A 10,772-nucleotide genomic window follows, 5' to 3' on the forward strand; every position below is an offset into this window, starting at 1 on the left:
GGCGAGCCCCGTCACCAGCACTCGCGCTCGCAACAAGATGCGCGGCTGGTTCACCAAGGAGCGGCGCGAAGAGGCCATCGAGCAGGGCAAGGAGTCCATCGCCCGCGCGATGCGACGCCAGAACATGCCGCTGCAGCGCCTGATGAGTCAGGACTCGTTCACCGAGGTCGCGCAGCAGCTGAAGTACGAGGACGTCTCGGCGCTCTACGCCGCTGTCGGTGAGGGCCATGTCTCCACCCAGTCGGTGCTGGAGAAGGTCACCGCGCTGGTTGCGTCGGACGACACGTCCACCGGACCCATCGACATCCCGCACATCGGTCGCGGCCGCGCACCCCGCGACGGTGATTCCGGGGTGCTGGTGCGGGGCGCGCCGGACATCCTGGTGAAGCTCGCGAAGTGCTGCACGCCCGTTCCCGGCGACGCGATCGTCGGATTCGTCACCCGTGGCAGCGGCGTATCGGTGCACCGCGCCGACTGCACCAACGTGAAGTCACTCATGGCAGACCCCGAGCGTCTCATCGAGGTCGAGTGGGCGCCCACCTCCAAGAGCGTCTTCCTGGTGCAGATCCAGGTCGAAGCCCTCGACCGCTCGGGGCTGCTCAGTGACGTCACCCGCGTGCTCAGCGAACACCACGTGAACATCCTGTCCGCGACGGTGTCGACCTCCAACGACCGCCTCGCGATCAGCCGGTTCGTGTTCGAGATGGGCGATACGGTGCACCTCGACCGTGTGCTGAACGCGGTGCGCCGCATCGACACCGTCTACGACGTGTACCGCGTCACGTCGTCGTAGTCGCCTGGTATCGGCGCAGTAGTGCGAGCGCGCCGCGCTTTCCCGGTAGCTTGCCGCGGGCGGCGAACCAGGCGAACGCCGCCGTGAGCGACCCGTCGTGCACCCGCACGAGGCCGGCGATCAGGGCGTCCGCATCCGGGTCCTCGTCACGGGCGAGGTCCGCGATCGTGCGGGCGGGCGTCGTCACGGCGACCCCGCCCAGTCGCACGAGGTCATCCGCGTCGATCCGCGGGTCGCGGTAGACGTATCGGCTGTCGAGTCGGTGCCGGGTGCGGTGCGCCACAATGCGCTGGATGCTGTGCCGCGCCGGAGGTTCACCGCATCCGCCGAGTACCCAGGCGGCGCTGGCGTGCGTCGCTGCGGCGTCGTCTCCCACGAGCGGCGCGAGTGACGCGGCACGCAACGCTGCGGTCTCGACGGTGTCGGCGGGCACGTACCCCTCGCCGAGGCGGACGAGATCGCCGTCCAGGCTCGCGGCGATGAGCTCCGCCTCGGAGAGACGGTCACCGCCGAAGTAGAGGAACGGGGAGCTCACCCCGGAAGTGTGACACCCGGCCGCCACGCCAGGGGAGGCGTGCCGGCCGGGTGTGGACAGTGCGTCCCGCGGTCGTAGCGGGGGAGGAGAGGTCAGCCGCCGATCGCGCGGAGCCACGCCTGACGCGCTTCGAGCGCTTCGGTGGCCTTCGCGATAGCGCGCTTGTCGCCGGATGCGGTCGCCGCATCCAGTTCGGACTGCAGCTTGTCGATCGCGTCGGTCAGCTGGCGCGTGAGGTCGTTCGCGCGAGCCTTCGTCTCCGGGTTGTTGCGCTTCCAGTCCGTTTCCTCACGGCCACGGACGGTCTGCTCGATCTTGCGCAGGTCGTCGTCGAGCGCGCGCTCGACGTCGCGCGGGAAGATCCGGCCGATCTCGTCCCACTCCCGCTGTACCGCGGTGAGGCGCTGGCGGGCGGTGGCGAGATCTTTCTCGTCCGGGATGCTGCGCGCCTGGGCCAGCAGCTCCTTCTTCTGGTCGATGCGTTCCTTCGACTCCTCGGCCGCCACGGCCTCGCGCTCACCGCGCGCCACATAGAGTGCGTCGCCGGCGGCCTTGAACCGGGCCCAGAGCGCGTCGTCGACCTTCTTGCCGGCACGGCCGGCGGCCTTCCACTCGTCGAGCAGAGCGCGGTACGCGGGGATGCCGTCCTCGCCCTGCGGGGCGAGGGCCTCGGCACGCTCGGCGAGACGCGTCTTCTGGTCGCGGGCCTTCTTGTGGGTGTCATCGAGCTCGGCGTAGAACGCGCGACGGTGACGCTCCACCGTCGCGCGGGCATCGCGGAAGCGAGTCCACAGCTGCTGGGCGACAGACTTCGGCAACCGGGGTCCGGTCTGCTGGTGTGTCTGCCACTGATCGAACAGTTCGGTCAGCTCGGCGGACGCCTGCTTCCATTGGATGCTGCGGGGGTCGCGGGCGGCGAGGGCCTCTGCCTTCTCGACGAGCACGTTGCGCTCGGCCACGGCGGCGTCGACGGCCTCACGGGCGGCGGCGGCTTCGGTGGCCGAGGCTGCCTCGAGGGCGCCGGTCAGCGCGGTGAGGCGTGCCTGCAGGCTCGCCAGATCGCCCACGGCCGCGGCGCCGGACACCTTCTCGCCGACGGCGATGGCCGCCTGGCGGAGGTCCGACGCGGATGCCCCGCCGCGGCGGTGGCGCACCTCGAGGAGGGAGACCTCGGACGCGAGGTCGGCGTACTTCCGCTGGAAGTAGGCGAGGGCTTCCTCGGCGGAACCGTCGGGGTATTGGCCCACGACGCGCCACTGGTCGCCGTCGCGGACCGAAACGGTCCCGTCGTCGTCGACGCGGCCCCAGGGGGCGTCTTCGGGAATATCGGGAGTGGACTCGTTCGCAGTCACGGGGTACCTCAGGCGGCTCACGTAGGCGGGCGGGCAATGGGACTCAGCCTAGTCCCCGCGTCGCCGCCGTGGCGGACTACTCCGTCGGGGTTTCCGTGGCGCCGGTGTCCGGTGTGCCTTCCGGCGTCGGGGTGACGTCCGAGGTCGGCGATACGGTCGGGGTCGGAGTCCCGCTCGGCTCAGGCGCCCCGGGGCCGACACCGAAGTACGCGATCTGACCGCCCACGACAGCGAGGATCAGGATGCCGCCCGCAATGCCGGCGATGAGGTTGTCCCGGGTGCGGCGTCGGCCGAGGCCCGCCTGATAGGCCAGCCGGGCCTGATAGCGCCGGGCACGCTCGCGTTCCTGGCTGCGCGCCTTGGCGTTGTTCCCCGAAGCCATCCGTGTCTCCGTCCGTCGGTCGACGAAACTCTACGCAGCGCACGGTGCGCGCACCAAAGCGGGCGCGCATGGTGCGGCAGCCGGACGTCGGTGGCGGCGATTAGCCTGGGGGGATGACCTCCGCTCCGCTGTTCTCGGGCAGCACGCCGCTCGCGGTGCGGATGCGACCCACCTCCCTCGAGGAGGTCGCGGGTCAGCGGCACCTGCTGCGCCCCGGTTCCCCGCTCGTCGCCCTGGCCGACCCGCGCAAGCAGTCCACCGGTGCGGTCTCCGTCATCCTGTGGGGTCCGCCGGGGACCGGCAAGACGACGCTGGCGCAGGCCATCGCCCGGTCGTCACAGCGCCGGTTCGTCGAGCTGTCGGCGGTCACCGCCGGGGTCAAGGACGTCCGCGAGGTCATGCAGGAGGCACTCACGCAGCGCGACCTCTATGACCAGTCCACGATCCTGTTCCTCGACGAGATCCACCGCTTCACCAAAGCGCAGCAGGATGCGTTGCTGCCCGGTGTCGAAAACGGCTGGGTCGTTCTCATCGCGGCGACGACCGAGAACCCTTCGTTCTCGGTCATCTCGCCGCTCCTGTCCCGCTCGCTGCTGCTGACGCTCGAGACGCTGGCGGATGAGGACCTCGGGGTGCTCGTCGACCGCGCCGTCACCGACCCGCGCGGCCTCGCGGACGCGGTCACGGTCGCTCCCGAGGCCCGTACCGCGCTGATTCAGCTCGCCTCGGGCGACGCCCGTCGAGCGCTGACCGCGCTGGATGCGGCCGCCGCGATCGCGCGCGATCTGCACGGCGACGCCGACGGCCCGGCGGAGATCACGGCCGAGAGCGTCGCGCAGGCGGTCGACCGCGCGCTGCTGCGCTACGACCGCCAGGGCGACGAGCACTACGACGTCATCAGCGCCTTCATCAAGTCGATCCGCGGCTCCGACCCGGATGCGGCGATCCATTACCTCGCCCGGATGATCGAAGCGGGGGAAGACCCGCGCTTCATCGCGCGGCGCCTCGTCATCTCCGCTGCCGAAGACATCGGTATGGCCGACCCGCAGGCGCTGCAGATCGCGGTGGCCGCCGCCGACGCCGTGCAGTTCATCGGCATGCCCGAGGGCCGCATCCCGCTCGCCGAGGCGACGGTCTATCTCGCGACCACCGCGAAATCGAATGCCGCCTACCTCGCGATCGATCAGGCCATCGCCGACGTCCGCGCAGGCAAGGCCGGCCGTGTGCCGAAGCACCTGCGCGATGCGCACTACGCCGGGGCGAAGAAGCTCGGACACGGCAAGGGCTACAAATACCCGCACGACAGCGACATCGGTGTGGTGGCGCAGCAGTACCTCCCGGATACCCTGCGCGCCGCCCGCTACTACGTGCCGTCCTCGCACGGTCAGGAGCGCGACGTGCAGGCGCGGCTGGAGAAGCTCCGCCGCATCCTCGACGGCGACGCCTGAGCCGTCCCGCAGCCATTCCGGGAGTCCATCGGGACGTCTGTTAGACTTGATCGGCTCGAAACTCAAGTTTTCGGGCATCTCCTCCTTCCAACAACTGATCCGATGCGCCCCGGCGTGCGCGCGGGTCGGGGGAGCGGGGGATACGTCCGTGAGTCGTGAAAGGCACGGCCACGTCATCGAAAGGAACACTTCGTGACCACGAAGTCCCAGGACCGCCGCAAGGTCCGCCTCTCGCGGGCCCTCGGTATCCCGCTGACCCCCAAGGCAGCCAAGTACCTCGAGAAGCGTCCGTATGCTCCGGGTGAGCACGGCCGCACCAAGCGCAAGCAGGACAGCGACTACGCCGTTCGCCTCCGTGAGAAGCAGCGTCTGCGCGAGCAGTACGGCATCCGCGAGAAGCAGCTCCGTATCGCCTTCAACGAGGCCCGCCGCACCGACGGCCTGACCGGTGAGAACCTGGTCGAGCTGCTCGAGATGCGTCTGGACGCGCTCGTGCTGCGCGCCGGCTTTGCCCGCACCACGGCTCAGGCCCGCCAGTTCGTCGTGCACCGCCACATCCTGGTCGACGGCCAGATCGTGGACCGCCCGTCGTTCCGCGTGAAGCCCGGCCAGACCATCCACGTCAAGGAGCGCTCCGAGGGCACCGAGCCCTTCCAGGTGGCGGCCGCCGGCGGTCACGCCGAGGTTCTGCCCCCCGTTCCCGGCTACATCGAGGTCGAGCTCGACAAGCTGCAGGCGAAGCTCGTGCGTCGCCCGAAGCGTGCCGAGGTCCCCGTGACCTGTGAGGTCCAGCTGGTCGTCGAGTACTACGCCGCTCGCTGATCCATTCCGCAGCGGTACGCGAAGGGCGTCGGGGAAACCCGGCGCCCTTCGTCGTCCCCCGGTGGCGTCGGGCCGCGCCCGCTCGGGCACTCGAGCAGCGAAGTCGCCTACGATGGGGTGGTGCCGCAGGCGGCGGCAGAACGAGGAAGTGGTGTCGTGAAGAATCTCGTCTGGTTCGTGCTGGGTGCGGGGGCCGGGTTCGTCCTCGCCCACGTGGTGAACAAGGATCCCCGTGGTCATGAGCTGCTCGGCGAGATCGACGCCCGCATCAGCGAGTTCACCGATCGCATCGGCGACGCCTACCGCGAACAGCAGACCCGGCTGAACGACCTCGTCGCCGAAGTGACGGATGCGGCGTCGGACGCCGTGAAGCTCGCCGACTGACCCCTGCCACACCCCACGCCGTCACGGCGTCCCTGTGCGCTCTTACCCGAGGAAACACGCCCATGAACACCGCTGAGATCGCGCAGCGTTACCTCGATTACTTCGAGAAGAACGACCACGTCATCGTCCCGTCGGCCTCCCTGGTCAGCGACGATCCGACCCTGCTGTTCACCGTCGCGGGTATGGTCCCGTTCGTCCCGTACCTGAACGGCACCGTCCCCGCGCCGTTCCGTCGCGCCGCCGACGTGCAGAAGTGCATCCGCACGAACGACATCGAAGAGGTCGGGCACACTGCCCGTCACGGCACCTTCTTCCAGATGCTCGGCAACTGGTCGTTCGGTGACTACTTCAAGGAAGGCGCCATCACCTACGCGTGGGATCTGCTCACCCGCGCGGAGTCCGACGGCGGTCTGGGTTTCGACGAGAAGGACCTCTGGGTCACCGTCTACGAGACCGACGACGAGGCCGCGGCGCTGTGGCAGAAGATCGCGGGCCTGCCCGCCGACCGCATCCAGCGCCTGGGCAAAGAGGACAACTACTGGTCCACCGGTCAGCCCGGCCCCGCCGGTCCCTGTTCCGAGATCTACTTCGACCGCGGCCCGAAGTACGGCCGTGACGGCGGTCCCGCCGTCGACGACTCGCGGTTCACCGAGATCTGGAACCTCGTGTTCATGCAGGACGCGATCGCGAACGTCCGCTCCAAGATCGATTTCGACATCGTCGGCGAGCTGCCGAACAAGAACATCGACACCGGCATGGGCCTGGAGCGCGTCGCGTTCATCAAGCAGGGCGTCGACAACATGTACGAGACCGACCAGGTGCGCCCGGTGCTCGACCGCGCGGTCGCCCTCTCCGGTCGCCCCTACGGCGCCGAGCACGAGGACGACATCCGCTACCGCGTCATTGCCGACCACGTGCGCTCCTCGCTCATGCTGCTCTCCGACGGGGTCACGCCGTCCAACGAGGGCCGCGGCTACATCCTGCGCCGTCTCATGCGTCGTTCGGTGCGCGCCATGCGCCTGCTGGGCGTGGATGGGGCGACGTTCCCGGAGCTGTTCACCGCCTCCCGCGACGCGATGGCGCCCGCCTACCCGGTGGTCGCGCAGGACTGGGACCGCATCTCGCAGTACGCGTTCGCGGAGGAGGAGACGTTCCTGCGCACCCTGGCGTCGGGCTCGACCATCCTCGACCTCGCCCTGAGCGAGACGAAGAAGACCGGCGGCGAGACGCTGTCCGGTACCGAGGCGTTCCTGCTGCACGACACCTATGGCTTCCCGATCGACCTCACCCTCGAGGTCGCCGCGGAGGCCGGGCTGAACGTCGACCGCGCCGCGTTCGACAGTCTGATGCTCGAGCAGCGCACGCGGGCGAAGAACGACGCGAAGGCCCGCCGCCGGGCCCTCGCCGACCACTCCGTCTACCGCGACCTGCGCGCGCAGGGTGAGACCGTCTTCACGGGCTACACCGATCTGGAGACCGGGTCCACGGTCCTCGGTCTCCTCGTCGACGGACTCCCGGTCGACCGCGCGGGCGAAGGCCAGATCGCCGAGGTCATCCTCGCCGAGACCGCCCTGTACGCCGAATCCGGTGGCCAGGTCGCCGATAAGGGTGTCATCGTCGGCCCCGGCTACGAACTCGACGTGCTCGACGTGCAGCGGCCGGTCCCCGGGCTCATCAGCCACACCGTGGAGGTGCGCATCGGTGAGGTCGGCGTCGGCCAGGCCGCCACCACGATCGTGGATGCGGCGAACCGTCGCGCCGCACAGCAGGCTCACTCCGCGACGCACCTCGTGCACGCCGCGCTTCGCGACACGCTCGGCACCAGCGCCACCCAGGCGGGCTCGCTCAACCGTGCGGGGTACCTCCGCTTCGACTTCACGTGGGGTCAGGCGCTCTCCGACGCGACCAAGAGCGAGGTCGAAGAGATCGCCAACAACGCGGTGCGCGACAACCTCGAGGTGACGACCCGCGTGCTGGCGCTGGATGAGGCCAAGGAGCTCGGGGCCATGGCCCTGTTCGGTGAGAAGTACGGCAGCACGGTGCGCATGGTCGATATCGGCGGCCCCTGGTCGCGCGAGCTCTGCGGTGGCACCCACGTCGCCCGCAGCGCCGAGATCGGCCTCGTCAGTCTGGTCGGCGAGTCCTCGGTCGGCGCATCGAACCGTCGCGTCGAAGCGCTCGTCGGCATGGATGCGTTCCGCGAGCTGGCGGCGGAGCGCACCATCGTCTCGCAGCTGTCGTCGGCGCTGAAGGCACCGAAGGACCAGCTCGCCGCCCGCGTGGCCGAGCTCAGCGCCAACCTGAAGGCGGCGGAGAAGAAGATCGCCGCGTTCGAGACCCGCGCTCTCGCCGAGCGCGCGCCGGCGCTCGCGCAGGCCGCGACGCAGGTGGGCGCGGTGGCGCTCGTTGCCGCATCCATCGGTGACGCGGCCTCCGCGGACGACGTGCGGACTGTCGCATTGCAGGTGCGGGACCGGCTCGCCGACCGCGCCGCGATCGTCGCCCTCGGCGCCGTCGTGAACGGCCGGCCCACCGTGGTCGTCGCCACCAACGACGGTGCTCGGGCGGCGGGCGCCAAGGCGGGTGTGCTGGCCAAGGCTGCGGCCGGTGTGCTCGGCGGCGGAGGCGGCGGACGCGATGACGTCGCTCAGGGCGGCGGCACCGATGTTGCTCGCCTCGAGGACGCCCTCCGAGAGGTCCGCCGACTCGTCGAGGCCGCGTGAGCGAATTCCGGCGCGGCGTGCGCCTCGGCATCGACGTGGGCAAGGCCCGCGTCGGTGTGGCGCGCTGCGACCCGGACGGGCTGCTTGCCACTCCGGTTGAGACGGTCGCCCGCAACGACGGCTCGCTCACCCGCATCCTCGAGCTCGTCGTCGAACACGACGCGATCGAGCTGTTCGTCGGGCTCCCCACGTCGCTGAGCGGCGCGGACACCCCCTCGACGGCCGACGCGCGCGCGTTCGCCGCCGAGCTCGCGGCACGCACCTCACTGCCGGTCCGGCTCGTCGACGAACGGCTCAGCACCGTCTCCGCGCACGCGGCCCTGCGTCAGTCCGGGCGGTCGCAGAAGAAGTCTCGTAGCATTGTCGATCAAGTCGCCGCCGTCATCCTGCTGCAGAATGCCCTCGACGTAGAGAAGCAGACGGGGCGTCCGGCCGGAACACCCGTACCCCCGGCCGAGGAGAACGACTGACATGTCCGATACCCCGCCCTCATCCCGTCGCGCCGCCCGTGAGGCGCAGCAGCAGGCCCGCCCGGCCGCGGAGGACCCCGGACGGCGGCCCACCGCACCCGCAGGGGAGACGCCGCCGGAGTCCGTGGTCCTCGACGACCTCTTCACCGGGCGCACCACGACCGACGCCATCGGCACGCCGCCCCGCCCGAACAAGCGCCGTCGCCGTCGCGGCTGGTGGATCGCGCTGATCATCGTGGTCGTCATCGTCGGCGGCGTTGCGGGGGGAGGCCTCTGGGTCTGGAACACCTACGAGGACAAGATCCGCGCCTTCATGGGCTGGGAAGAGCCGAAGGACTACGAGGCCGGCATCGCGGAGGGCGAGACGACGGTGACGATCGTCTCCGGCGATACCGGACGCTCCATTTCCACCACACTCTTCAACGCGGGTGTGACCAAGACCGACACCGTCTTCTACGACTACCTCATCTCCACCGGGCAGAACCCCGACTTCCAGCCGGGCGCGTTCCGGCTGCAGTTCAAGATGACCGCCAAGGCGGCACTCGCCGCGCTCGAAGACCCCGCGAACCGGATGGAGAACACCGTCCAGCTGCGGGAAGGTCTCACCGAGAAGCAGACGCTGGAGCGCACCGCCGACGCGCTCGGCCTGCCGCTGGCGGATCTCGAGGCCGCGGCGGACCCGGCCCTCTACGGCATCGCCGCCGACTCGCTGGAAGGGTGGCTCTTCCCCGCCACGTACACCTTCTTGCCCGACACCACAGCCGCCGACGTCATCCGTACCTTCGTCGACCGTGCCGTGCAGTCCCTCGACGCGGCCGGGGTGCCGGTGGAAGACCGCCAGCGCATCCTCACGATCGCGTCGATCATCGAGCGCGAGGCACGCAGCTCCGACGACTTCTACAAGGTCTCCCGCGTCATCCAGAACCGCCTGGACCAGGGGATGCGGCTGCAGATGGACTCCACCGCGCAGTACGGCTACGGCGAACTGCACGACGGGACCGTCTCGTCCTCATCCGAGGCGCTGGAGGACGAGAACGCGTGGAACACCTATGTCATCGACGGCCTTCCGGTCGGCCCCATCGCCAATCCCGGTGACGCCGCGATCGACGCTGCCATGCACCCGGCCGACGGCACCTGGCTCTACTTCGTCACGGTGAACCTCGACACCGGCGAGACCGTCTTCACGAGCACCCTGGCGGAGCACGAGGCCGCCGTCGCACAGTGGCGCTCCTGGTGCACGGATCATCCGGACTCCGGATGCTGACACCCACCCGCCTCGCGGTGTGGGGCGACCCGATCGGGCACAGTCGATCGCCGGAGTTGCACGCGGCCGCGTACCGCGTGCTGGGCCTCGACTGGCACTACGACCGGCGTCAGATCGGTGAGGCCGACTTCGCCGACGCCCTCGCCGGCCTCGGCCCGAGCTGGCGGGGTCTCTCGCTGACGATGCCGTTGAAAGCGGTCGCGTACCGTCACGCGGTGCGCCGCGACCGCCGCGCGCAGCTCACCGGCGCGGTGAACACCATGCTGCTCGGCCCGCACGGCCCGCACGGGTTCAACACCGACGTGGGGGGACTGGCCCGCGATCTGCGCGAACGCGGGTTCGAGGGGATCGACCGAGCCCGCATCGTGGGAGCCGGGGCGACCGCCACCTCCGCGCTGGTCGCGTTGGCCGAGCTGGGCGTCACCGACGTCGAAGTGGTCGCCCGGAGGCTCGGTGCCGTCCTACCGCTGCAGGACCTGGGTGCCGAGCTCGGCGTGGCGGTCACGGCGGCGCCGTTCCTCGCCGACGTCTATCACGCGGTGCCGCTGACCCTCGCGGCACTGCCCGGGGGCGCCGTCGTCCCCCGGGATGCGGCCGCA

Annotated in this window: 11 protein-coding genes; 8 read left to right on the plus strand and 3 right to left on the minus strand. The window is 70.1% G+C overall.

The features are described from left to right. A partial coding sequence (locus NT132_RS14150; protein WP_297790164.1) for an ACT domain-containing protein occupies window positions 1-793 on the plus strand: 793 nt, incomplete at its 5' end. On the opposite strand, the gene NT132_RS14155 is transcribed toward NT132_RS14150, so the two are convergent. The 3 genes from NT132_RS14155 to NT132_RS14165 all read right to left on the minus strand — a co-directional run bounded on the left by NT132_RS14155 (window position 780) and on the right by NT132_RS14165 (window position 3,062). Continuing rightward, complete coding sequence (locus NT132_RS14155; RefSeq protein ID WP_297790166.1) at window positions 780-1,328, minus strand: hypothetical protein; 549 nt, start codon at window positions 1,326-1,328, stop codon at window positions 780-782. The two genes, NT132_RS14150 and NT132_RS14155, sit on opposite strands and share 14 nt — an antisense overlap. A gap of 92 nt (window positions 1,329-1,420) precedes the next feature. Further along, the gene (locus NT132_RS14160) at window positions 1,421-2,680 is read right to left on the minus strand and encodes a DUF349 domain-containing protein (protein WP_297790168.1); all 1,260 of its coding nucleotides are present in this window, start codon (window positions 2,678-2,680) and stop codon (window positions 1,421-1,423) included. 76 nt (window positions 2,681-2,756) lie between these two features. Then, on the minus strand, window positions 2,757-3,062 hold the full coding sequence (locus NT132_RS14165) for a dioxygenase (RefSeq protein ID WP_297790170.1): 306 nt from the start codon (window positions 3,060-3,062) through the stop codon (window positions 2,757-2,759). A gap of 113 nt (window positions 3,063-3,175) precedes the next feature. Between NT132_RS14165 and NT132_RS14170 the strand changes: the two genes are divergently transcribed. The 7 genes from NT132_RS14170 to NT132_RS14200 form a co-directional block, all read left to right on the plus strand. After that, window positions 3,176-4,510, plus strand: a complete 1,335-nt coding sequence (locus NT132_RS14170) for a replication-associated recombination protein A (protein ID WP_297790172.1) — start codon at window positions 3,176-3,178, stop codon at window positions 4,508-4,510. Window positions 4,511-4,702: 192 nt separating this feature from the next. After that, complete coding sequence (gene rpsD, locus NT132_RS14175) at window positions 4,703-5,332, plus strand: 30S ribosomal protein S4 (RefSeq protein WP_297790174.1); 630 nt, start codon at window positions 4,703-4,705, stop codon at window positions 5,330-5,332. Between the two features lie 156 nt (window positions 5,333-5,488). Beyond that, window positions 5,489-5,716, plus strand: coding sequence for an ATPase (locus NT132_RS14180; RefSeq protein WP_297790176.1), 228 nt, complete (start codon window positions 5,489-5,491; stop codon window positions 5,714-5,716). A 62-nt stretch (window positions 5,717-5,778) separates the two neighbouring features. Next, window positions 5,779-8,439: an alanine--tRNA ligase gene (gene alaS, locus NT132_RS14185; RefSeq protein ID WP_297790178.1), complete on the plus strand. Its 2,661-nt coding sequence runs from the start codon at window positions 5,779-5,781 to the stop codon at window positions 8,437-8,439. After that, on the plus strand, window positions 8,436-8,909 hold the full coding sequence (ruvX, locus tag NT132_RS14190) for a Holliday junction resolvase RuvX (RefSeq protein WP_297790180.1): 474 nt from the start codon (window positions 8,436-8,438) through the stop codon (window positions 8,907-8,909). The genes alaS and ruvX overlap by 4 nt, the downstream gene beginning before the upstream one ends. A 1-nt stretch (window position 8,910) precedes the next feature. Continuing rightward, window positions 8,911-10,173: an endolytic transglycosylase MltG gene (mltG, locus tag NT132_RS14195; protein WP_297790182.1), complete on the plus strand. Its 1,263-nt coding sequence runs from the start codon at window positions 8,911-8,913 to the stop codon at window positions 10,171-10,173. Beyond that, on the plus strand, window positions 10,167-10,772 hold a 606-nt coding region (locus NT132_RS14200), incomplete at its 3' end, for a shikimate dehydrogenase (RefSeq protein WP_297790183.1). The genes mltG and NT132_RS14200, both read left to right, overlap by 7 nt.

Source organism: Microbacterium sp. (genome assembly GCF_026393345.1).
Lineage (GTDB): Bacteria > Actinomycetota > Actinomycetes > Actinomycetales > Microbacteriaceae > Microbacterium.

Coding starts and splice junctions, on each gene's coding strand:
- NT132_RS14165 (WP_297790170.1), bottom strand. CDS start 3,062: ATGGCTTCGGGGAACAACGCCAAGGCGCGCAGCCAGGAACGCGAGCGT.
- alaS (WP_297790178.1), top strand. CDS start 5,779: ATGAACACCGCTGAGATCGCGCAGCGTTACCTCGATTACTTCGAGAAG.
- NT132_RS14170 (WP_297790172.1), top strand. CDS start 3,176: ATGACCTCCGCTCCGCTGTTCTCGGGCAGCACGCCGCTCGCGGTGCGG.
- mltG (WP_297790182.1), top strand. CDS start 8,911: ATGTCCGATACCCCGCCCTCATCCCGTCGCGCCGCCCGTGAGGCGCAG.